Source organism: Allokutzneria albata (assembly GCF_900103775.1).
GTDB classification, from domain to species: domain Bacteria; phylum Actinomycetota; class Actinomycetes; order Mycobacteriales; family Pseudonocardiaceae; genus Allokutzneria; species Allokutzneria albata.
The window spans coordinates 462,838-484,775 of record NZ_LT629701.1 but is presented as its reverse complement, the minus strand read 5'-3'; the positions used below and the strand labels follow the sequence as shown (position 1 = coordinate 484,775).

The following is a 21,938-nucleotide window of genomic DNA, read 5'->3' as shown; positions in this document are numbered from 1 at the left end:
CCGCCATGGCTCGATCGACACGCACCTACCGGGGCGTGCCCGCCGAGCAGCGCAGGGCCGAGCGCCGCGCCCGGTTGCTGGACGCCGCGCTGGAGCGCTTCACCGCCGACGGCTACCACGCCAGCCGGATCGAGCGGATCTGCACCGACGCCGGCGTCTCGACGCGGAACTTCTACGAGGAGTTCCCGACGAAGCAGGCGTTGCTGCTCACGCTGCACGACCGGATCAACGCGGCCGCGCTGGACCGCGTCGCGGGCGCGCTGGCGAAGCTGACCGACGAGGACGTGCCGAGCCGGATCGCCACCCTGCTCGACGCCTTCATGGGCAGCGTCACCGCCGATCCCCGGCTGCCCCGGCTGAACTACGTCGAGGCCGTGGGCGTCAGCCCGGAACTGGAACGCCAGCACCAGGAGTGGGTGGCCAGGTGGGCCGCGCTGATCGAGGACGAGGCCGCGCACGCCGCCTCGGTCGGCCACGCCCCGGAGCGGGACTACCGGCTGATCTCGATCGCGCTGGTCGGCGTGGTCACCGGCCTGCTCCGGGAGTGGCAGGCGCACGAGGCGCTGCGGCCGGTCGAGGAGATCACCGAGGCGATCCGGCACGTCATGGTCGCCGCGATCACCGCGCCCTAGCGAACCTGTTCGCGAGGTCCCGGAGCCGTTGCGCGGCTTCGGTCACCTGGCCACTGGTGACGGTCGATCCGGCCGCCGCGCCCAGCCGCTCGAACTGGTCGGCGAAGCGCAGGTACTCGCGGTGGGCGTGGTCCCGGCACGGGAGGCAGGTGACGCTCTCCGGGTGCGGAGAGGTCATCGCGTAGGGCACGCGGAGGCCGCAACCGCTGGCGACGACGCTGGGTGCGTCGATCGCGCGGCCCAGCATCGACGTGACCAGGTTGCGGACCGCAGGGCTGGACTCCAGCACCTTCCGCTCGACGTGGATGTGCGGATCGGCCTCGTTCATCTGCGCCTCCGGCACCAGGCTACAGCCGGGCACCGCCTAGCGACCGAGGTCGGCGAAAGCACGGCGCTTCAGCGAGGGCACGGCGTCGAACACGCGGAAGGCGGCGCGTCCGGCCAGCCGAGCGGTCCGGCTGTCGCTGACGGACTGCCGCGCCGTGGTGAGCGACGCGCGCACGGCGGCGAAGCCGTACTCGATCATGGCCGCCTCGTACTCCGCGATGCGCTCCACCAGCGGACGGCCGCCCTCGGTCAGCTTGCGGCACAACAGCTGCGCGTCGCGGAGCGCGGTGTTGGCGCCGATGCCGCGGAACGGCGTCATGCTGTGGATGGCGTCGCCGAGCAGCGTGATCGTGCTCGCCTCCCACTTCGGCACCGGGGTGGCGGAGCGGATCGGCAGCGCGCTGATCGTGTCCACATCGGACAGCGCGACGAGGCCGCGCAACGGCGGAGCCCACTCCTCGGTGAGCCCTAGCACCAGATCGCGGAGCTCCATGTCTCCCAATGACTCCACGTCGGTCCCGAAGTACTCGCGCTTCGCCGAGAAGGCCCAGAAGACGTAGGGCTGCACGTCGCCGTCGAGCTCGTGCGGCGCGGTGAACATCCCACAGCTCTTGGGCGGCAACACGCTCAACGGCCCGGAGACGAACGCGGGCGGGATCAGCTCGCGACTCTCCTCGGTCAGCATGTACTTGCCCGCGATCGCGATGATCCCGGTGTCGATGCGCTCGGCGTGCGGGAGGTACTGCCCGCGCACTCGTGATCCCCCGCCGTCCGCGCCGACCAGGACGTCGCCCACCGCCGAGGTCCCGTCCGCGAAGTGCGCGGTGACCCGGCCGTCGTCGGCCACGGTGTAGCGCTCGAACTTCTTGTCGAAGCGCACGACGTCGTCCAAGCCGGACAACAGGATCTGCCGCAGCGCGATCCGGTTGATGCCGTAGTGCCCGCCGGTCTCGATGCGCAGCAACCGCTTCAACCGCTCGGTGACGAAGGTGAACTCGTTGCTGCCCATGCCGCTGCGAGCGGTGAACTCCGTGAACAGTCCGGCGGGCAGGCATTCGCGGAGCGCGTCGGCACCGTGCGGGTTGATGTGAATCCTGAAGCCGTGCAAGCGATCCGTGGGATGCCGGTCGCGCTCGTGCACCTCGACGTCCACGCCCGCCCCGCGCAGCCCGTGCGCGAGGGTCAGGCCGCCGATCCCGCCACCGATGATGATCACCTTGGTCATGTCTCGCTCCATCCGAACCGACGTTTGGCGCGGTAGGTCCGCTGCTGTTCCGTCCCCTTCTCCGCCCAGTCCGCCATCAGCCGCTCCAGCAGCGCGGTCAGGGTCTGCACGTCCGCGGCGGACCAGTCGGCGACCACGGCGCCGAACACCTCCACGCCCGCCTGCGAGAACTGGCGCATCTGCTCGCGCCCGGACTCGGTGATCTCGATCAGCGACGCGCGGCGGTCACTGGGGTCGGTGGTGACGACGAGGTGCCCCAGCTCCGCGAGCACCTGCACGTGCCGGGTAACCGAGGACGGCAGCACGTCCAGGATCTCGGCCACCTCCCCGGGCCGGACCCGGCCTCGCTCGGCCGCGACGCGCAGCACACCCACGCGCACCGGGTCGTACGCCCGCGCGGTCCCCCTGCGCAGCGCCTCGCCCATCCGCTCCACCGAGGCGGCCAGCCCGGCGATCTCCTTTTTGCTTGCTTGCATGAAACAAACAGTAGAACAGTTGCTTCATCGAAGCAAGTACTGGCGTCCCTAGACTCGGCCGGGTGGCAGTGACCGAGATCCAGACCGAAACCCGCACGCTCACCGGCTGGGGCCGCACCGCCCCGACCACCGCCAAGGTGGTGAGCACCGGGGACGTGGACGAGATCGCCCGCGCGGTGCGCACGGCCGGGCAGCGCGGGGTGATCGCCCGCGGCCTCGGCCGCAGCTACGGCGACTCCTCGCAGAACGCGGGCGGTCTGGTGATCGACATGACCGCGCTGGACAAGATCCACGCGATCAACGTGGACGAGGCCGTCGTCGAGGCGGACTCCGGTGTCAGCCTCGACACCCTGGTCCGCCGTCTGCTGCCGTACGGGCTGTGGGTGCCGGTGCTACCGGGAACCCGCCAGGTCACCGTGGGCGGGGCGATCGCGGCCGACGTGCACGGCGGCAACCACCACACGCAGGGCAGCTTCTGCAACCACGTGCTCTCCATGGACCTGCTCACGGCCAACGGGGAGATCCAGCGCCTGACCCAGGACGACCAGTTGTTCTGGGCGACCGCGGGCGGCATGGGTCTCACCGGTGTCGTGCTGCGCGCGACGATCCGCCTCAAGCGGGTGGAGACCTCCTACTTCCTGGCCGACGTCGAGCAGACCCAGAACTTCGACGAGCTGCTGGAACGCCTGCAGGACAACGACGACCAGTACACCTACTCCAAGTCCTGGTTCGACTCGCTGACCACCGGCGAGCGCATGGGCCGGGGCACGCTGCTGCGCGGCTGGCCCGCGAAGCTGGAGGACCTGCCGAAGAAGCTGCGCAAGGACCCGCTGAAGTTCGACGCGCCGCAGCTGCTGACCGCGCCGGACATCTTCCCGAACTGGTGCCTGAACAAGCTCACCGCGAAGATCATCAACGAGGCGTACTACCGGATGGGCGCCACCCGGTTCGGCTCGGTGCAGAACATCACCCAGTTCTTCCACCCGCTGGACCTGGTCGGCGAGTGGAACCGGGGTTACGGCAGCAACGGGTTCCTGCAGTACCAGTTCGTGGTGCCGTTCGGCCAGGAACCCTTCCTGCGCGCCACGATGGAGAAGATCTCCTCCTCCGGCCACATCTCCTGCCTGAACGTGCTCAAGCGGTTCGGCAAGGGCAACGCGGGCCACATCTCCTTCCCGGAGCCGGGCTGGACCCTCGCGGTGGACATCCCGATCAAGCCGGGCCTGCACCGGCTCTGCGACGAGCTGGACGAGATGGTCCTCGGCGCGGGCGGGCGGCTGTACCTGGCCAAGGAGTCGCGCACCCGGGCGGAGACGATCGAGAAGATGTACCCGCGCATCGACGAGTGGCGCAAGATCCGCGCCTCCGTCGACCCCGAGGGCGTCTTCGTCTCCGACCAGTCCCGCCGCCTCGCCCTCTAGCCGACATCGCGGCGCCGCAAGGCGAACAGGCCGCCCCAGAGCAGCACCGCGGACAGCGCCACCAGCACCACGGCCGGTCGCGGGTCGAAGGCGGCCCTGGCAACGGTGTTCGGGATGTAGTGGAACGGCTCGAACGGGGTGCCGCCCCACACCCCGTACAGCGGGCCGACGACCTGGCCGAGGGTCGCCGTCGCCACCCAGGTGATCCACGAGATCGCCACGGCGGCCCTCGGCAGCGCCCCGTAGGCGAACACGCAGACCGCCCCGACCAGCCACACCGCGGGCACGGTCCCCATGGCTCCGGCGAAGATGCGCAGGACGTCCGCGGGCCCGCCGACGAGCCACGCGAAGAACGCGCCGAACACCAGTCCGGCGACGGCCAGCAACGCGGCCGCGCCGAGCCCGGCGACCACGAGCTGCCCGGCGGCCCAGCGCATCCGGGTCGCGGGCGTCGCCTGGACGATCTCCGCGTTGCCGGTGCGTTCCTCGGCGCGCAGCCGCTGCACCATGAGCACCGGGTACAGCGCGATGACGTGCGCGAAGATCAGGATGAGCGGCCACAGGGCGGCGTCGAGCGCGGTCCCGGCCGGGTTGCCGAAGGCCGCGATGAGGTGGACGGCCGCGGGCACCTCGCCGATCTGGTGTCCCAGCGTGCTCATCCCACCGGCCGCCGCGGCGAAGACGGCGACCCCGGCCGCCCACTTGGCCAGCAATCCCCGGTTCAGCCGCCAGGACAGGCTGATCGGGCCACGGAGGTGCGGCGCTTCCGCGCGTCCCGCCCGCGCGGGGATCACACCCTCACCGAGATCGCGTCGCGCCGACAACCGGTAGGCAACGGCCGACAACGCCGCCGTCACCGCGATCGTGACGGCGAGCATCCACCACCGATTCGTCTTGTACGGCTCGACCAGGTGGCTCCAGCCGATCGGCGAGACGTACTTCATCCAGAACTGCCCGCTCGCGTCGCCCGCGTACCGCAGCACGTAGGCGGCGCCGAGCACGGACAGCGCGACAACCCTTGCCGTGCGGGCGTTCCCGGCGAGCTGGGCCGCGACGGCACCGACCCCGGCGAACACCCAGCCCGCGACGGTGACGGCGGCCCCGTAAGCGATCGAGCCCACCGGCTCCAGGCCGGTCACGATCAGCGCGAGCGCCGTCGCGGTTCCCCCCGCCAGACTGCTCGCACCGGCGACCAGCAGGGCCGCGGTCAGGCCCGCGTGGCGACCGACCACCCCGGCGCGCAGCAACTCCGTCCGGCCGGAGTCCTCGTCCGCGCGCGTGTACCGGATCACGGCGAGCAAAGCGGCGAGTCCATTGGCCACGTACAGGAATCCGCCGCTGCGCCACGACGAGAGCACGCCGAGATCGGCTTCGACCGTGCTGCCGCCCAGTGCGCGGAAGAAGGCGTTGCGGTTCAGGATCTCGACGTAGGTGGCCTTCAGCTCCGGCGTGCCCATGTTCCGTTCGATGTAGGCGACCAGGACCAGCGCCATGGTGGCGAGCAGGAGGATCCACCACGGCGCGATGGTCCGCTCCCGGCGCAGCGCCAACCGGAACAACCGCGCGGTCCCGTTCATCGGGCCACCCGGTCGTAGTGTCGCAGGAACAGCTCCTCCAGCGTCGGCGGCCGACCGGTGAAACCCTTGACGCCCAAGGAACTGAGCCGCGCCAGCACGGCGTCGAGCGCGTCGTTGTCCACGGCGAGGCGCACCCTGTCGCCGCTGACGTGCAGGTCGTGCACGCCCGGCAGGTCAGCGAGCCCGTCCGCGGGGCGGAGCAGCTCCGCCTCGATCGACGTGCGGGACAGGTGCCGAAGCTCGGTGAGCGTGCCGGAGTCCACGGCCCGCCCGTCGCGGATGATCGTGACCCGGTCGCACAGCACCTCCACCTCGGAGAGGATGTGACTGGACAGCAGCACCGTCTGGCCGCGCCGCTCGGTGATCACCTCGCGGAAGACCGCCTCCATCAGCGGGTCCAGCCCGGAGGTGGGCTCGTCGAGGATCAGCAGCTCCGCGTCGGCGGCGAGCGCGGCGATCAGCGCCACCTTCTGCCGGTTGCCCTTCGAGTAGGCACGGCAGGTGGTGCGCGGGTCGAGGTCGAAGCGCTCGACCAGCTCCTGGCGCCTGCCCCGGTCCGCCCCGCCGCGCAGGTTCGTGAGCAGGTCGATCACCTCGCCACCGGTCAGGTTCGGCCAGAGCGTCACCTCACCCGGCACGTAGGCCAGCCTGCGGTGCAGCTCGGTCGCGTCCTGCCACGGATCGCCGCCGAGGAGTTCGGCAGTGCCCCCGTCCGCGCGCAGCAGCCCCAGCAGGGTCCGGATCGTGGTGCTCTTCCCCGCACCGTTGGGTCCGAGGAAGCCGTGCACCTCACCCGCGCGCACGCTGAGGTCGAGCCCGTCCAGCGCGGTGGTGCGGCCGAACCGCTTCACCAGCCCGCGCACCGCTATCGCTTCCGTCATTGCCGTTTCCTCGGTTTCCTCGGCAGGCCGGCGCGCAAGGCCGCCGCCTCGTCCGGGCTGATCATGGGGTGGGAGTAGAGGTCGAGCAGGACGCGGGCCAGCAGGTCCTCGCCGTCCGGGCTGAACACGTCGACGCCCAGGCCGCGCGAGACGTGCTCGTGCAGCACGGTCACCGCCAGGGCCATGGCCGTGGTCACCGTGGCCCTGGCCTGCCGGGAGACCACCGGGCGGTCAGGCCGTTTGCGATCGGACTCCGCCAGCCAGTCCGCGCTCAGCTCGGCGATCTTGTCGAACAGCTGCTCCGCGCGCCCTTCCACCAGCGCACGGCGGATGTAGTCCCGGTACGGCCCCAGCGCCGCCATGGACACGGCGACGTAGTTGACGCCTTCCCCGGGCGCGGGATCGAGATCGGTCCGGACCCGGTCGTTGATCTCCGACACCACCCGCGCCAGGTGGGCGTCGCACGCGTCCCGCAACGCCTCCTTCGACCCGAAGTGGTGCCGGACCAGCCCCGACGACACCTCCGCCGTCGCGGCGATCCCCCTGATCGTCGCCCGGTCGAAGCCGTGCTCGCCGAAGTGGCGCAGCGCCGCGTCCCGGATGCGGGCCCGGGCGGTCAGGTCCTCTCGACTATCCACGCGTGCAGCTTACTACACACGCGTGTAGTCGCGGGCTCGGCTGGAAGGGTGGCGGCGACGGGCATAGGGTCGGGGGATGCGCTGGCCGAAGAACTGGCCGATCCGGCCCATCTCCCCGCCGCCCTGGACTCGCCAGGAGCCGACGTGGCGCGGCGCCAGGCCCGGCCTGATCGCCGAGGCGCTGGAGCGGGCGCTCGCCCGGCCCTCCGGCAACTGGTTCGTGCTCGCCGCCAGCTCGGAGATCACCTCGGCGAAGCCCTTCGGCAGGCACGTCGCCGGACAGGAGCTGGTGGCCTGGCGCACTCCTGACGGGGAGCTGCGCGTGGGGCCGGGCGCGTGCCCGCACCTCGGCGCTCCCCTCTGCGACGCGGCCGTCGACGGTGCCGCCCTGGTGTGCCGTTGGCACGGATTGTCGCTGGGAGACAAGCCAACCGCCGGTTGGGCACGCTATCCCGCCTACGACGACGGAGTGCTCGCATGGGTGCGGTTGGACCGCGTCGGCGGCGAAGAACCGTCGGAAGCGCCCGTGTTGCCCCAGCGTCCGCCGTTGGAGTCGTCGGTGTCCGCGGTGGCGACGGTGCTCGGCCGGTGCGAGCCCGAGGACGTCGTGTTCAACCGGCTCGATCCGTGGCACGGCGCGTGGTTCCACCCGTACTCCTTCGCCGAGCTGCGCGTGCTCGACGCGAGCGACTTCCTCGTGGAGGTCACTTTCCGCCTGACCAAGCGAATCGGGGTGCCGGTGATCGCGCGGTTCAGCTGCCCCGAGCCGCGCACGGTCGTCATGCACATCGTCGAGGGCGAGGGCGTCGGCAGCGTCGTGGAAACCCACGCCACGCCCATCGGTCCCGGGAGGACAGCGGTGATCGAGGCGACCATCGCCCACTCCACGCGGCCCGGATTCGCTTACGCGCGGCACGTGGCGGGAGCGGTGCGACCGGCGATGCGCTGGGCGGCGAAGCGGCTGTGGCGCGACGACATCGCTTACGCGGAGCGACGCTTCGAGCTGCGCAAGGATGGTCGCTGGCCCGGGTAGACCGTCGCGATGTGGGTACCCGGACCGCATGACTCTGCGCGCCCTGGTGCTGAACTGCACTTTGAAGAAGTCCCCGGCCGAGTCCAACACCGATCAGCTGGCGTCGGTCGTCGTGACGGAACTGGAGAAGCTGGGCGTCGCGGTGGAACAGCTGCGGCTCGTCGACCTGGACATCCCGCCCGGCGTGGACACCGACGTGGGCCCGGGCGATCCGTGGCCCGCGGTGCACGAGAAGCTGCTCGGCTCCGAGATCCTGGTGTTCGCCACGCCGACGTGGGTCGGGCACCCGTCCTCGGTCGCGCAGCGCGCGCTGGAGCGGATGGACGCGATGATCTCCGAGACCGACGACGAGCAGCGGCCGGTCGCCTACAACCGGGTCGCCGGGGTGCTGGTGACCGGCAACGAGGACGGCGCGCACCACGTGATCAGCGAGCTGGCCGGCGGACTGGGTGACATCGGCTACACCATCCCCGGTCAGGCGTGGACGTACTGGAACCGCGGACCGGGCCCCGGACCGTCCTATGCGGACACTGATGAGGGCAAGGACTGGTCGCACAGCACCGGTCGGGCGATGGCGGGGAACCTGGTCGCTGTGGCAGCAGCCCTGCGTGACCAGCCGATTCCTCCGCCGAGAAGTTGATCACACGATCGTGTGAGGTCCTGGGGCCCGCCGACAGGGTAGAACCGGTGCCGCAACCCAACACGTCCCCAGGAGTCTCCCCATGCGCGCACTGGTGCTCGACTGCACGCTCGACGGCTCGGAGCACGCCGTCTGCTCGGACCTGCGCTCCTGGGGCGTGAGCGTCGACTGCCTGCCCGCGACGGACGTGCCGGTCTCGGTCGAGGAGTACTCGGTGCTCGTGGTGCTCACCCCGAGCTGGCTGGGGCAACCGTCGCGGCTCGCGCAGCGCGTGCTGAGCCGGCTGCCCGGTGCCAACCGCACAACGGTCGCCGGCGTGGTGGCCCTCAACGAGCTGACCGAAGGTCAGTGGATGCGCACGACGCTGTCCTGGCACCTGTGGAACCTCGGCTACACCGTCCCAGTGCGACCGACCGCGGCGTACTTCGTGCGCACCGCGATCCAGGCTCGGCGCAACCGCACTCTGACCGCTACCGGCTGAACCGCGAGGCGAGCGCGCGCAGCGGCGCCCACCTGCCCGCGACCGGCACCGTCCACAGTGGATGGCCTTGCACGCCGAACTGCTCCAGCAGCAGGTTGGCGGCGTGCGTCCCGGTGGTCGCCGCGCGCTCCATCAAGGCCACGGGCAGGTCGATGCGCACGAGATCTCCGGCCAGCACCAAGCCTTCCTGCGGTGTCGACACGGTCGGCCGCTGGGCGAACCCGCCCGGCGGGAACAGCGGGCAGTCCTCGCGCAGCTCGTGCCGCTCGTCGACGATCCGGGCGTCCGCGGTCTCCGGGTAGACGCGGTGCAGCTCCGCGATCAGCCGCTCGCGCGCACCGTCCACAGTGGCCAACGCGTAGCCGTGCAGCTCGACGACAGAGCCTCCCGTGCGCGCGGCCCAGGCGCGGGACTCTCGTTCGTAGCGGTCGAGCACGCTGATGTTGTCGAGCGGGCCATATCCGCTCGTACCGAGGAATCCTGGCCGATCGGGGCGCACAGGCCGATCAAGCCACAGCCGCGACACGAGGAAAGGCGGCGCAGTGCGGAGGTCCTTGATCCGGACCCGCCAGGCTTCATCGCCGAGCTCCGGTGATCGGTCGATCAGTCCCCGCAGCCCTGGCACGTCCACGGCCAGGACCACCCCGTCTGCCTCGACGCCGTCGACGACGAAACGCCGCGAGCCCCCGAGCGCGATCGATTCGACCGCTGTGCCAAGGCGAATCTCCGCGCCGCGCTTGCTGATGTAGGCACCGAGCGGATCCCACAGGGTCGCGAACGAGTCGGCCGCGACGTCGAAGACCAGGCCCTCGCTGGAGCCGAGGAAGTACAGGTGGAACATCGTCGCCAGTTCGGCCGCGGACAGCGCGGTCGGCGCGGCGAAGAAGCTGCGCGAGAACACCTCGAACGCCAGGTGCCTTGCGGCGGGCGGAAAACGCAGCCGCTCCAGGAACTCCGCGGCGTTGATGTGGTCGAGCTTGTCGTAGGTTCCCGGAACGCGCACGTCCACCAGCGGAAGCGCCGCGCGGGCATCGAGGCGGGTGATGTCGCGCAGCGTGAAGGTGGGGCTGTTCAACGCGAAGGCGAAGGCGTTGAGCGGCGGGGTCTTCGGCAGGTTCTGGAAGGTGTCGCGGTAACCGTCGCTGTGCACCAACGGGTAGTCGAGCATCGGGGTCAGCCCCGACAACATCGGATCGGTGCGACGCAACAGTCCGCGAAGGGTGTAGTACTGCCGGAAGAACGCGTGGAAACCGCGGTTCATGGAGACCTGGGAACCGTCGGACAGGCTCGTCGGCCAACCACCGACGCGCCCGCCCAGGTACTGCTCGCGCTCCAGCAGAACGACTCGAACTCCGCGCTCCACCAATGCGGTCGCCGCCGACAGACCCGCGATTCCCCCGCCCACCACGGCGACAACGCGATCGTCGGCGCTCGCTCGGCCGGGGCGGGGACGGTGCAGGACGGCGCGGCGGTCACGGCCGGGCAATGGGCTCACCGCAGCGGCCTCCTGGCGAAGAAGGTGTGCGCGACACCGCGCTGCCACCCCGGCATGCTGCCGGTTCGAATGGTGTCGAACCCATTGCTGGACAAGCGGTTCTCGAAGTCGATCACTCCGTCGAAGTCGAGCACGCTGCGCCACAGGTAGCGGTAGAGCGAGGCGTCCCCGGAGACCAGGCGCCCCGCCGGGATGATCACCGACCAGCACACCGCCGTCCACACCGCCTTGGCGAGCCGCGAGTCCGCGACGGAGTACTCATGCGCGACGAACGGCGCTCCGGGCTTCAGCAGGCCGCGAATCGCGCGCAGGCCGCCGTCGACGTCGGGCAGGTTCCGCACCAGGTAAGCCGCGAAGATCCCGTCGAACGGCCCGCGAAGCGTGAGGTCCTCGACGCGGGAGTGCACGAAGCGCACCGTGGAAGGCCAGCTCTTTTCCTTGGCACGGGCCAACATTCCGGCCGAGCCGTCCACCGCGACGATCTCCGCTTCCGGCGCGGCGCGCAGCAACGCGGCGGTCGAGGCACCCGTCCCGCACCCGAGGTCGAGCAGGCGCTGCCCCCTCCCCTGGTCCGGAATTCCGATGCGGCGCGCGGACAAGCGCAGCTGCGCGTGGTAGCCGGGGTTCGCGCCGACCAAGCGGTCGTACGCCGACGCGGCCTTGTCGAAACCCTCGGTGACCCGCATGTCAGAGACCGCCCGCGATCCTGATCGTGGTGCCGGTGGTGAACGAGGCGTCCGGGGAGAACAGCCACGACACCGCGCCCGCGATCTCCTCCGGCTGTCCCGAGCGACCGAGCGGGATGCGGCTCGCGACACGGTTGGGGCGGTCCGGATCGCCCATGTCGGCGTGGATCCTGGTGTGCACAGTGCCCGGCGCGACGCCGTTCACGCGGATGCCGTCCTTGGCGAGCTCCTTCGCCAGGCCGACGGTCATCGCGTCCGTCGCCGCCTTGCTCGCGGCGTAGTGCACGTACTCGCCAGGACTGCCCAGGGTCGCGGCGGCCGAGGAGATGTTCACGATCGCCCCGCCGCGTCCGGCCATGTCCTTGGCAGCGCGGCGCGCGCACAGCAGATAGCCGAGCACGTTGACCTCCAGCACCTGCCGCAGGTCCTCCGTGCTCGTGTCCACCAGCGAGCCGAGCTTCCCGGTCACACCGGCGTTGTTGACCAGACCGCTGATCGGCCCGAGCTCTGCCGCCGCCGTGTCGAACAGGCGCTCCACGTCCGCCTCGGCCGAGGTGTCCATCGCCACCGGCAGCGACCGGCCGCCGCGCTCGGCGACCTCCTTGGCCACCGCCTGCGCGGCTTCGCGGTCGCTGCGGTAGCCGATCACCACGTCGTGCCCGTCCGCGGCCAGCCGGACGCAGATCGCGGCGCCGATGCCCCGGCCGCCGCCGGTGACGATGGTGATGGGACGGCTCATCGAGCTACCTCCTGGAAACCGCGGGTGAGCAGGGCTGCTCCGGCCACGGCGAGTCTACGGACCTTCGGCACGGCGACGCGGCCAGCGAACACGTCGTAGTCGGCGGCCACGATCTCGTCCAGAATGCCGCTGTAGAGCCGAAAAGCCGTTCGGATGCACGGCCGCGACTCCGGTGACAGCAGCTCGATCCCGGGTGCGGCGGCCCGGTAGTCGGCGTAGTTCAGCGCGATCAGGTGCGCGAGCGCGGCGCGGACGGCCTGGTCGGCGCTGCCGCGCGCCTGGCACCAGCGGAGGCGGTCCCGGTCCACGCCGAAGGCCCCCAGTTCGGCCATCGGCAGGTAGACCCGGCCGCGGTCCAGGTCCTCGTCCACGTCCCGCAGGAAGTTGGTGATCTGGAAGGCCAGCCCGAGCCGCGCGGCGTACGGCGCGGCCTCCTCGCGCGGGCCGACCGTGCCGAGGACCGGCAGCATCTGCAGGCCGATCACCTCCGCGGAGCCGCGGACGTACCGCCCCAGATCGGCGAACGTGGCATACTCGGTGACCGTCAGGTCCATCCGCATCGAGGCCATGAAGTCGGTGAACAGCCCGTGGTCCAGCCCGAAGCGATCGATCGTGTCGATCAGCGCGGCCAGCACCGGGTGCTCGCAGGCGCCCTCCGCCAACGCGTGCGCCAGCGATCGCTCCAGCTCCGCCAGCTTCGCTTCCATGTCCACAGTGGACGGGTTGTCGACGATCTCGTCCGCCCACCTCGCGAACCCGTACAGCGCGTGCACCGCGGGCCGCCGCGCCGGGCTGAGCAGCCTGGTGGCGAGGAAGTACGTCCGGCCGTGGCGGGCGTTGAGCGCGCGGCAACGCAGGTACGCCCGCCGGAGCCGGGGTTCGGTGATCCCGGCCGCGTCGAGCTCGCGGCTGCCCATGCCACCCCTCCTCAGCGGATCTCCGCGTCCGCCCCCACACGCTAACCGCCCGCGCTCCTCACCACATCGCGGGCCGGGCACCTCCCCACTGCCCCGTTCGCTCCGCTCTTACGCACCGAATGAGTCATTCGGTGCGTTCAAGTACCTCAATGACTCATTCGGTGGGTAAGCCGCAGCCGACGGCGGGAGGGCTGGGGACATAGGGTGGGTGGGGAGAGCGCGGGGAGGAGCGGCGATGCGGACGGTGGCCGGGCGGACTGACCACGTGGTGGTGGTCGGGGCGGGGCTGGCCGGGTTGTCGGCGGCGTTGCACCTGCTCGGCGCGGGCCGCCAGGTGACCGTGGTGGAGCGCGACGGGGTCCCCGGTGGCCGGGCGGGACGGCTGGACCTGGGCGGATACCGGTTCGACACCGGGCCGACGGTCTTGACGATGCCGGAACTGCTCGACGAAGCCCTGGCCGCGGTCGGGTCCAGCCTGCGCGAGCACGTGGAGCTGGTGCCGCTGCACCCGGCCTACCGCGCGGAGTTCGCCGACGGCACGAGCATCGATGTGCACACCGCCGCCGACGCGATGGAAGCCGAGGTCAGGCGGGTCGCCGGGGCTGACGAGGCGGCGGGCTACGTGCGGCTGCGCACGTGGTTGACCGACCTCTACCGCGCGGAGATCGACACGTTCATCGGCGCCAACTTCGACTCGCCGTTCGACCTCGTGCGCCCCGCGCTGGCGAAGCTCGCGGCGCTGGGCGGGTTCGGGCGGCTCGGCCCGGCGATCGGGCGGTTCGTCCGCGATGAGCGCCTGCGCCGGATCTTCTCCTTCCAAGCCCTCTACGCGGGCGTCGCTCCGGAGCGCGCGCTGGGCGCGTACGGGGTGATCGCGTACATGGACACCGTCGCGGGAGTCTGGTTCCCGAAGGGCGGAATGCGGGCGGTCCCGGACGCCTTGGCCACCGCCGCGAGCAACGCGGGCGCGAAGTTCCACTACGACACGACCGTCTCCCGCCTCGAACGCAGCGGGGACCGGGTCACGGCGGTGCACACGGCGCACGGCGAGCGCATTCCCTGCGACGCGGTCGTGCTGACGCCGGAGCTGCACACCTCGTACCGACTGCTGGGCCACACCCCGAGAAGGCCGGTGCGGCTGCGGTACTCGCCGTCGGCCGTGGTGCTGCACGCGGGGTCCTCGGGCAGCTGGCCGCGACTGGCGCACCACACGATCTCGTTCGGCCACGAGTGGAGCCGGACCTTCACGGAGATCATCGGGCGCGGTGTGCCGATGTCCGACCCGTCGCTGCTGATCACGCGGCCGACCGCGACCGATCCCGACCTGGCGCCCCCGGGCAAGCAGACCTACTTCGTGCTCGCCCCGTGCCCGAACCTGCGGTCCGGCCCGCTCGACTGGGTGCGGATCGGCCCTCGCTACCGGGATGAGCTGGTCGCGACGCTCGAAGGACGAGGGCTGACCGGCTTCGGCGCGGGCATCGAGGTCGAGCGCCTGGTCACGCCCGCGGACTGGGCGGCGATGGGGCACGCGGCGGGCACTCCGTTCGCGACGGCGCACACCTTCGCCCAGACCGGCCCGTTCCGCCCGGCCAACCTGGTCCGCGGCACGGCGAACGCGGTGCTGGCCGGGTGTGGGACGACGCCGGGGGTCGGAGTGCCGCCGGTGCTGATCTCCGGCAGGCTCGCCGCGCAGCGCGTCACCGGCCGCTGAACCGCAGCGCCGGCCCCGCCCGGTCGCGCAGGCCGAGCTCGCGCAGCACCGAGGAGACGTGGTTCTTCACCATGCCCTCGGTGATGAACAGTGTCGCCGCGATCTCCGCGTTGGTCGCGCCCGCGCCGACCAGCCGCGCCCGCGCGGTCAGCGAATCGTCCACTGTGGAGGGACGGGCCGCGGTCGCGCGCACCTCGGCCATCAGCCGGGCCGCCGCCGGGACCCGAGCGCGGTCTCGCCGCGCGCCGCCTTGCGGATCGCCGCGACCAGCTCGTCCGGCGGCGTGTCCTTGAGCAGCTACCCGCGAGCGTCCACTATGGACGGCCGTGGCGGTCTCCTCCCTGGTGTCCGGCTCCATCCACGTCTTCTCCTCCGGTGGCACGCACAGCTTCACCGCGCACAACGTCTTCACCAGGGCGTTCACCCTGACCGCTCCCGGGCTCCACGGCTGGGAGATCCTGGTGCGCGGCCTCGTCCTGCTGACCGTGGTCCTGGTCTGGCTGCGGTTTCAGCCGAGCAGGGCGGTCAACGCGGGCAGGTAGCCCTTGGCGTGCCCGGCGCGGTTGGGGTGGTAGGAGTCGTCGGCGGGCAGGCCGGGTTCGTTGAGCCACGGGGTGGTCGAGCACAGCTCGTGCCCGGCGAAGGCGTTCCGCCCGTCGAGGAACGCGAACCCCGCCGCGGCGGCGCGGGCGGAGATCACCCCGGCGAGCGAGTCGGTGATGCCCACGACCTGGGCGCGGCGGGAGCGGGTGAGCACGTCGCAGGAGCGGCCCAGCTCGAAGATCCGCGGGTAGCCCACCACGACGACCTTCGCCGACGGGGCGGCCTTCCGGATCGCCGCGTAGGTGGCGTCGAGCTTCCCGGCCAGGGTGGTGGAGATCGTCTTCACCGCGTTGGCGAGGATGCGGTCACAGCCCGACTTGGAGCCGATGGTGCACTCGCGCATGGCCGCCGGGGCTCCGATGTCGTTGCCACCGATGGAGATCGTGACGAGTGTCGTCTTCGCGGAGAGCGCCTTGATCTGTCCGTTGAGGACATCGGCGGTCGTGTCCCCGGAGCACGCGACGGACTTGTAGCTGCCGACGGCGTTCGTGGCGGCCCACAGCGCGGAGTAGGCCAGCGGTCCGCGCGCGCAGTCCCCGGAGTCCCGGTAGTAGCGCGCGGTCCCCTGCCCGGAGGAGAACGAGTCGCCGAGCGCCACGTAGTGCTCTTCCCCGGCGGGGGTGGCGGCGAGCAGGACGGGCATCAGCGACGCCATGGCCAGTGCGGCGAAACGGGACGAGCGCATGACGACCTCCGAAGGGGAAACGCTTTCGACCTGAGTACCAGCGCACCCGGCCCCGCCGAAACACACGACCAGGTGACCCAATCGGAGGGACGAGGCGGGAAAGGACGGGTTCTACTCGCCTCTGAGGCGCCTTGACCAGCGTGAATAGTTGCTGAAGCCGAGGAGATTTTAGTTCGTCGGGCAACTTCCCCCGGTCAGCCCGAATGGCCGGAACGCGAGGCGTGAAGTCGGGCAGAAAAGAAGCATGACCCGAAGAACGCGCATTACCGGGGCGGCCGTCACGGTCGCTGTGGTCGCGGGCGTGCTCACCACGGCACCCGCGACAGCCGCTCCCGCGCCGCCGTCCGGCTCGGCCCATCTCGTCACTCTGATCACCGGTGACCGCGTCCGCGCCCAGGAGCGCGCGGACGGGCGGTGGTCGCTCACCCTCGACAACCGGGAGAACGGCAAGCGCTACAGCCAGTTCCAGGCGCGGCGCGGCTCGGTGACCGACTGGTACCTGATGCCGGACGGGGCCGCCCGGCTCGTCTCGTCGGGTGCGGTGGACCGCGAGCTGTTCAACATCACCGGCCTGATCCGCCAGGGCTACGACGACGCGCGCACCGACTCCATCCCGCTGCTGGCGGAGTTCCCGGAGCGGGTCAGGGCCTCCTCGCCGCCCGGGGGCACCGTGACGCGCGCGCTGCCCGAGCTGAACCTGGCGTCGGTGGCCGAGCGCAAGCGCGACGCCGGAGAGTTCTGGCGTTCGCTGACGGCGTCCGGCCGGGCGTTGCAGGGGCCGAGCAAGGTGTGGCTCAACGCCAGGATGCAGGCGTCGCTGGACGTCAGCGTGCCGAAGGTCGGCGCGCCCGCCGCCTGGCAGTCCGGGTTCACCGGCAAGGGCGTCACCGTCGCGGTGCTCGACACCGGCGCGGACGCCACGCACCCCGACCTCGCCGGGAAGGTGGGTCCCACCAAGGACTTCTCCAACAAGGGCAACACCAGCGACGGCCACGGTCACGGCACGCACGTCGCCGCGACCGTCTCCGGTGTCGGCGCGAAGTTCAAGGGTGTGGCGCCGGATGCCACGCTGGCGATCGGCAAGGTGCTCGACGACGGCGGGAGCGGCACTTTCGACGCGGTGCTCGCGGGCATGCACTGGGCAGCCGCCGAGGTGAAGGCCAAGGTCATCAACTTGAGCCTCGGCAGCTACCCCACCGACGGCACCGATCCCGTGTCCCGGGCGGTGAACACGTTGAGCGGCAAGCACGGCTCGCTGTTCGTGATCGCCGCGGGCAACTTCGGCGCCGACGAGTCGGTCGGCTCGCCCGCCACCGCGGACGCCGCGCTCGCGGTCGGCAACACCACCAAGGCGGACCGGCTCAGCCCCAGCTCCAGCCGCGGTCCCCGCGTCGGGGACGGCGCCGTCAAGCCGGAGATCGCCGCGCCCGGCACGGACATCGTGGCCGCCAAGGCCAAGGGCACCCAGCTCGGCGAGCCGGTCGGCGAACACCACGTGAAGCTCACCGGTACCTCGATGGCCACCCCGCACGTCGCGGGCGGCGCCGCGTTGCTGGCGCAGCAGCACCCGGACTGGACCGGTGACCGGATCAAGTCCGCGCTGGTCAGCTCCGCCGCGCCCGCCGGGGACCTCGGCGCGTTCGCGGTCGGCGGTGGCCGGCTCGACCTGGCCCGGGCGACGAAGCAGCAGGTGCAGGCGCTCAGCGCGTCCATCAACGCCTACCTGCGGTGGCCCGCCAAGGACGAGCAGAAGCGGAAGCTGACCTACCGCAACGACGGTGCCGCCCCGGTCACGCTGGCGCTCGACCTGAAGCTGCCGGGCGCTCCCGCCGGGCTCGCCACGCTGAACACCAACACGATCACCGTGCCCGCCAAGGGGACCGCCGACGTCGAGCTGACCGCGACACCGCGATCGGGCAAACCCGGCAACCACGGCGGAGTCCTCGTAGCGTCCACTTCGGACGGTCTGGCGCAGGTGCGCACCCCGGTGGCCGTGCACGACGAGCCGGAGAAGTACGAGCTCAAGATCGAATCCCTGGACCGCAAGGGACATCCGGCCCAGAGCACCTCGTTCGACGTGATCAACCCGGAGACCGGCGACCGGATGAGCGCCGGCGCAGGCGAGACGCTGCGGGTCGCGCCGGGTACGTACACCATCAGCGGCTACATCGACACCCCTGGTGAGGAGGCGTTCGGCAGCGTCGCGAACCCGAGCGTGCGGGTCACCGGCGACACCACGGTTCGCTTCGACATGCGCAAGGGCAAGCCGGTCTCGCTGACCGCCGAAGATCCGCTTGCGGGATCGAGCATCAGTGCTGGCCAGACTTCCGTACGTCCGGTGTTCTGGACGCAGCGGTTCACCACGAAGGTGAAGGGCTACGACTACCCGTTCGGCAGCCTGCTGTTCGCCGACCCCAAGTTCACGGCCGTCTACGCCTACTCCGAGCCCGGCGTGAGTTCGCCGAACTTCGGCTACTCCAACGACTTCGGCCTGCGCCAGTCGAAGTTCGAGTTCTGGGCGGAGACGCCGGAGCGCTACGAGGTCGCCGCATCCCCGTTCGCCGGACCGCGCCAGCCCGACGGCACCGTGCGCTACAAGACGGTGCACGGCGGTCAGGGCACGGCGCAGGACCTCGCGGGCATCGATCCGAAGGACAAGCTCGTCGTGCTCGACCTGCCGTCGGACATCAGCAGGGACGAGGTGTTCAAGCGGATCGAGGCGACGCAGAAGGCGGGCGCGAAGGCGATCGGCATCCTGCCCGTTCCCCCGGCGACCGCCAGGTCCGCCGATCCGGTCACGATCCCGGTGGTGGTCTTCGGCGGGGCCAGCGGCAAGGAGTTCTCCGCCGCGGTCAAGGCGGGCGGCGTCGAGGCGTCGATCATGACCAACAGCGGGAACGCGCACCGGATGGAGCTGTCGTTCCCGAGCGAGGGCCGGGTGCCCGACCAGCTGGCCTACAACGTGAAGGTCCGCGACCTGGCGTCCGTGCGCACGTCCTACCACGCCTACGACAACGCGCCGGTCACCAGGACCTACGCTTCGCGTGAGACGCCGTTCGGGGAGACGAGCACGCAGGTCCTCGACCCAGTGCCGTTGCAGACCGAGCGGGTGGAGTACTTCACCCCGGGTACCTGGAACCTGTTCCTCGGCGTGCCGCACAGCGCGACGGTGCCGGGCGAGCGGATCACGTTGGAGGCGGGCAAGTCCTACAACCTCGCGTGGGACACCCCGGTCGCCGGTCCTGGATTCGCGGGCAGGACCAGCAGCGCGCTCGGCAAGAACCACCCGTGGGCCTGGCGCAAGCAGAACCTGATCGACCTCACCCTCCCGGTCTTCTCCGACGGGGCGGGTCGGCCGCGGGCCGCTGCGAGCGGCGACACGGGCAGGACCAGCCTGTACGCGGGCGACAAGCTCGTGGGCACGCAGGAGCTGCCCGGCCGCGGCACGTTCGTGGTGCCCAGGGGCGAGCAGCGCTACCGGCTGACCACGGAGGTCGCTCGCAAGGACAGCCCCGCGTCGTCGAAGGTCGAAGCGGCGTGGACGTTCACATCGGGCTACACCGATGGTGACGCCCTGCCGTTGCTGGCGGTTCGCTACGCCCCGGCGGCGGATCTGCGCAACCGGGCGCCGGGTGGCAAGGAGTTCACCTTCCCGGTCCGGGTGCAGGCCCAGGACGCCGAGATCACCGCCGACAAGCTGGAGGTGCAGATCTCCTACGACGACGGCGGCACCTGGCAACCGGTCCAGCTCACCCGCGAGGGCGATGCCTGGAAGGCCACCGTCACCCACCCCGCCTCCGGCTTCGCCTCGCTGCGGGCCAAGGCGTCCGACGCGGACGGCAACGCGGTGGAGCAGACGATCGTCCGCGCATACCAGATCGGCGGCTGAGTTCGGCCCCGGAACGAATTTCCTGATCCGCTGAACGTTGGGGACTTGGCGTCCGTAGTGGCGGTTACGTGCGTTCCCAACGTGAAGGGGCAGGAATGGACTTCCGGGTGCTCGGTCCCGTCCTGGTTCGCGACCTCGTGCTCGGTGCGGGCAAGCACCGCGCCGTGCTCGCGGTGCTGCTGCTGGAGGCCAATCGGGCGGTCCGGATCGAGCGGCTGGTCGACCTGCTCTGGGCCGACCAGCCGCCCGAGCGGGCGCGGAACCTGGTGTCCGGCTACGTCTCGAAGGTGCGCAAGGCCCTCGCGGACCGGACCGGTGTCCGGCTGGAGACCTGGCGCGGCGGCTACCGCCTGGTCGTCCCGCCGGACTCGGTGGACCTGTACCGCTTCCGCCGTCTGGTCCAGCAGGCCAGGCAGGCCACCGGTGACAATGCGGTCATAGCCGCGCTGTCGGAGGCACTGGCCCTGTGGAGCGGGCCGGCACTGGCCGACGTGGACCTGCCGGGCCTGGCGCCCTCGGTCACCGAGGCACTGGAACAGGAACGCGTCGCCGCGTTCGAGGACCTGGTCGACGCGCGGCTGCGGATCGGCGCCGACACCGATCTGCTCTGCAGGATCCGTGAAGCCGTCGACGCGCACCCGTTCCGCGAACGGCTCGTCGGCCAGCTGATGACCGCGCTCGCCCAGTGCGGCAGGCCCGCCGAAGCCCTCGCCGCCTACCGGCGCTGCGCCGACGCCCTCCGCGACGAGCTGGGCGTCGCTCCGGGCACGGCGCTGCGCGCGCTGGAGCGGGCCGTCCGCACCGACGCCTTCGCTCCCCCTGCCACCACGACTCCCCGGCTCCGCCCGGCCCAGCTGCCCGCGGACCTCGCCGACTTCACCGGCCGGGACGCGGAGCTGGCCGCGCTCATCCCCTGCGAGGGCCCGCTGCTGATCACCGGGATGCCCGGGACCGGCAAGACCGCCTTGGCCGTGCACTGGGCGCACCGCATGCGCGAGCGGTTCCCCGACGGCCAGCTGCACGTCGACCTCCGCGGCGCGGTCACCCCCCGACAGGCCCTGCTCCGGCTGCTCGACGGACTGGGGGTGCGGCCGGAGCAGGGCGACGAACGCGCACTCGCCGCCCGCTTCCGGTCCACTGTGGACGGCAAGAGGCTGTTGCTGCTGCTCGACGGCGCCACCAGCACCGCCCAGGTCCTCCCCCTGCTCCCCGGCTCGCCGTCGTGCCAGGTGCTGATCACCAGCGCGCGGCGGCTCGACGGCCTCGCGCTGCGCTGCGGAGCGAAGTCGTTGCGGTTGGGTGGTTTGCGCTCCGCCGACTCCGTCGCGCTGCTCCAGTCCGTCCTCGGCGAGCGCGCGCTCCGCGACCCGGTCTCCGTGCGCCGCCTGGCCACCCTGTGCTGCGGCCTCCCCGTAGCCGTCCGCGCCGCCGCCGTCCGCCTCGCCGCGCACCCCACGTGGCCCGTCTCCCACCTCGTCGACCTCCTGGCCGACGAGGAGCGGTGGGCGAGTTCCCTTGCCCTGCCCGAGGATGACGCTTCCTTCCTCGCGTCCGCCATCCAAGAGCTGCCCGATGGCGCGCGCTCGCTGCTCGGGTTCTTCGGCCTGCTCCCGCGCGAGGAGTTGGGCGTATCGGCGTTGACCACGCTGACGCATCGTCCTCAGCGGTGGGTGGAGGAGGCTTTGGCGGCTTTGCATGACGCGCACTTCTTGTTGGAGACAGTGCCTGGGGTTTATCGCCTGCCCACTGTGGTTCGGTTGTGCGCCAGGCCTTTTCTGCCTGGGCGGGAGGTGGCGGAGGAGGCTTTGGAGCGGTGGCGGTATCCGGGCGTTGTCCGGCTTTTCGCCGTGGACTCGGCGTGAGCTTGCCCTGGGGTACGGCT

Annotated in this window: 21 protein-coding genes; 9 read left to right on the top strand and 12 right to left on the bottom strand. The window is 71.3% G+C overall.

Features of this window, described 5'->3' with window-relative positions; genetic code table 11:
* The first annotated feature begins 5 nt into the window (after nt 1-5).
* Entirely contained in the window at nt 6-632 is a 627-nt protein-coding gene (locus BLT28_RS02285; RefSeq protein ID WP_030433584.1) for a TetR/AcrR family transcriptional regulator, read from the top strand.
* Here BLT28_RS02285 and BLT28_RS02280 read toward each other — a convergent pair.
* The 3 genes from BLT28_RS02280 to BLT28_RS02270 are packed head-to-tail and all read right to left on the bottom strand — an operon-like array spanning nt 619 to nt 2,660.
* Nucleotides 619-960, bottom strand: a complete 342-nt coding sequence (locus BLT28_RS02280; RefSeq protein WP_030433583.1) for a hypothetical protein — start codon at nt 958-960, stop codon at nt 619-621. The two genes, BLT28_RS02285 and BLT28_RS02280, sit on opposite strands and share 14 nt — an antisense overlap.
* Nucleotides 961-996: 36 nt before the next feature.
* Nucleotides 997-2,184: an FAD-dependent oxidoreductase gene (locus BLT28_RS02275; protein WP_052408224.1), complete on the bottom strand. Its 1,188-nt coding sequence runs from the start codon at nt 2,182-2,184 to the stop codon at nt 997-999.
* Nucleotides 2,181-2,660, bottom strand: a complete 480-nt coding sequence (locus BLT28_RS02270) for a MarR family winged helix-turn-helix transcriptional regulator (protein ID WP_052408223.1) — start codon at nt 2,658-2,660, stop codon at nt 2,181-2,183. Before BLT28_RS02270 ends, BLT28_RS02275 begins: the two co-directional genes overlap by 4 nt.
* 68 nt (nt 2,661-2,728) lie before the next feature.
* Here BLT28_RS02270 and BLT28_RS02265 point away from each other — a divergent pair, with 68 nt between their 5' ends.
* A complete protein-coding gene (locus BLT28_RS02265) occupies nt 2,729-4,081 on the top strand; it encodes an FAD-binding oxidoreductase (RefSeq protein WP_030433580.1) in 1,353 nt (450 codons plus the stop codon).
* Here the strand turns inward: BLT28_RS02265 and BLT28_RS02260 are convergent.
* Genes BLT28_RS02260 through BLT28_RS42380 form a run of 3 tightly spaced genes read right to left on the bottom strand, consistent with a single transcriptional unit; the run spans nt 4,078 to nt 7,177 of the window.
* Complete coding sequence (locus tag BLT28_RS02260) at nt 4,078-5,658, bottom strand: ABC transporter permease (RefSeq protein WP_030433579.1); 1,581 nt, start codon at nt 5,656-5,658, stop codon at nt 4,078-4,080. The genes BLT28_RS02265 and BLT28_RS02260 overlap by 4 nt on opposite strands.
* Nucleotides 5,655-6,539, bottom strand: a complete 885-nt coding sequence (locus BLT28_RS02255; protein ID WP_030433578.1) for an ABC transporter ATP-binding protein — start codon at nt 6,537-6,539, stop codon at nt 5,655-5,657. Before BLT28_RS02255 ends, BLT28_RS02260 begins: the two co-directional genes overlap by 4 nt.
* The gene (locus BLT28_RS42380; RefSeq protein WP_030433577.1) at nt 6,536-7,177 is read right to left on the bottom strand and encodes a TetR/AcrR family transcriptional regulator; all 642 of its coding nucleotides are present in this window, start codon (nt 7,175-7,177) and stop codon (nt 6,536-6,538) included. Before BLT28_RS42380 ends, BLT28_RS02255 begins: the two co-directional genes overlap by 4 nt.
* Nucleotides 7,178-7,253: 76 nt before the next feature.
* Here BLT28_RS42380 and BLT28_RS02245 point away from each other — a divergent pair, with 76 nt between their 5' ends.
* The 3 genes from BLT28_RS02245 (at nt 7,254) to BLT28_RS02235 (ending at nt 9,331) form a co-directional block, all read left to right on the top strand.
* On the top strand, nt 7,254-8,210 hold the full coding sequence (locus tag BLT28_RS02245; RefSeq protein WP_030433576.1) for a DUF5914 domain-containing protein: 957 nt from the start codon (nt 7,254-7,256) through the stop codon (nt 8,208-8,210).
* A 28-nt stretch (nt 8,211-8,238) separates the two neighbouring features.
* Nucleotides 8,239-8,850 (top strand): flavodoxin family protein, encoded by a 612-nt coding sequence (locus tag BLT28_RS02240; protein WP_231950591.1) that lies wholly within the window; start codon nt 8,239-8,241, stop codon nt 8,848-8,850.
* 82 nt (nt 8,851-8,932) lie between these two features.
* On the top strand, nt 8,933-9,331 hold the full coding sequence (locus BLT28_RS02235; RefSeq protein WP_030433574.1) for a hypothetical protein: 399 nt from the start codon (nt 8,933-8,935) through the stop codon (nt 9,329-9,331).
* On the opposite strand, the gene BLT28_RS02230 is transcribed toward BLT28_RS02235, so the two are convergent.
* From BLT28_RS02230 to BLT28_RS02215, 4 genes are read right to left on the bottom strand one after another with little or no spacing between them, the layout of a single operon-like run.
* Entirely contained in the window at nt 9,321-10,826 is a 1,506-nt protein-coding gene (locus BLT28_RS02230; RefSeq protein ID WP_197683952.1) for an FAD-dependent oxidoreductase, read from the bottom strand. The genes BLT28_RS02235 and BLT28_RS02230 overlap by 11 nt on opposite strands.
* Nucleotides 10,823-11,512, bottom strand: a complete 690-nt coding sequence (locus BLT28_RS02225) for a class I SAM-dependent methyltransferase (RefSeq protein ID WP_030433572.1) — start codon at nt 11,510-11,512, stop codon at nt 10,823-10,825. The genes BLT28_RS02230 and BLT28_RS02225 overlap by 4 nt, the downstream gene beginning before the upstream one ends.
* A 1-nt stretch (nt 11,513) precedes the next feature.
* On the bottom strand, nt 11,514-12,251 hold the full coding sequence (locus BLT28_RS02220) for an SDR family NAD(P)-dependent oxidoreductase (protein ID WP_030433571.1): 738 nt from the start codon (nt 12,249-12,251) through the stop codon (nt 11,514-11,516).
* Nucleotides 12,248-13,168, bottom strand: coding sequence for a phytoene/squalene synthase family protein (locus tag BLT28_RS02215; RefSeq protein WP_030433570.1), 921 nt, complete (start codon nt 13,166-13,168; stop codon nt 12,248-12,250). Before BLT28_RS02215 ends, BLT28_RS02220 begins: the two co-directional genes overlap by 4 nt.
* A gap of 235 nt (nt 13,169-13,403) precedes the next feature.
* Between BLT28_RS02215 and crtI the strand changes: the two genes are divergently transcribed.
* A complete protein-coding gene (gene crtI / locus BLT28_RS02210) occupies nt 13,404-14,879 on the top strand; it encodes a phytoene desaturase family protein (protein WP_030433569.1) in 1,476 nt (491 codons plus the stop codon).
* Here the strand turns inward: crtI and BLT28_RS02205 are convergent.
* Nucleotides 14,866-15,081, bottom strand: coding sequence for a helix-turn-helix domain-containing protein (locus BLT28_RS02205; RefSeq protein WP_052408222.1), 216 nt, complete (start codon nt 15,079-15,081; stop codon nt 14,866-14,868). The genes crtI and BLT28_RS02205 overlap by 14 nt on opposite strands.
* Nucleotides 15,082-15,205: 124 nt before the next feature.
* On the opposite strand from BLT28_RS02205, the gene BLT28_RS02200 reads away from it, so the two are divergent.
* The gene (locus BLT28_RS02200; protein WP_030433568.1) at nt 15,206-15,421 is read left to right on the top strand and encodes a hypothetical protein; all 216 of its coding nucleotides are present in this window, start codon (nt 15,206-15,208) and stop codon (nt 15,419-15,421) included.
* Here the strand turns inward: BLT28_RS02200 and BLT28_RS02195 are convergent.
* Complete coding sequence (locus BLT28_RS02195) at nt 15,388-16,167, bottom strand: SGNH/GDSL hydrolase family protein (protein WP_030433567.1); 780 nt, start codon at nt 16,165-16,167, stop codon at nt 15,388-15,390. The two genes, BLT28_RS02200 and BLT28_RS02195, sit on opposite strands and share 34 nt — an antisense overlap.
* A 244-nt stretch (nt 16,168-16,411) precedes the next feature.
* Here BLT28_RS02195 and BLT28_RS02190 point away from each other — a divergent pair, with 244 nt between their 5' ends.
* Both BLT28_RS02190 and BLT28_RS02185 read left to right on the top strand, forming a co-directional pair.
* Nucleotides 16,412-20,056 carry a S8 family peptidase gene (locus BLT28_RS02190; RefSeq protein WP_081900838.1) on the top strand — a complete coding sequence of 1,215 codons (3,645 nt, stop codon included), beginning with the start codon at nt 16,412-16,414 and terminating at the stop codon, nt 20,054-20,056.
* Nucleotides 20,057-20,151: 95 nt separating this feature from the next.
* Nucleotides 20,152-21,918 (top strand): AfsR/SARP family transcriptional regulator, encoded by a 1,767-nt coding sequence (locus BLT28_RS02185; RefSeq protein ID WP_083383633.1) that lies wholly within the window; start codon nt 20,152-20,154, stop codon nt 21,916-21,918.
* Nucleotides 21,919-21,938: the final 20 nt, after the last annotated feature.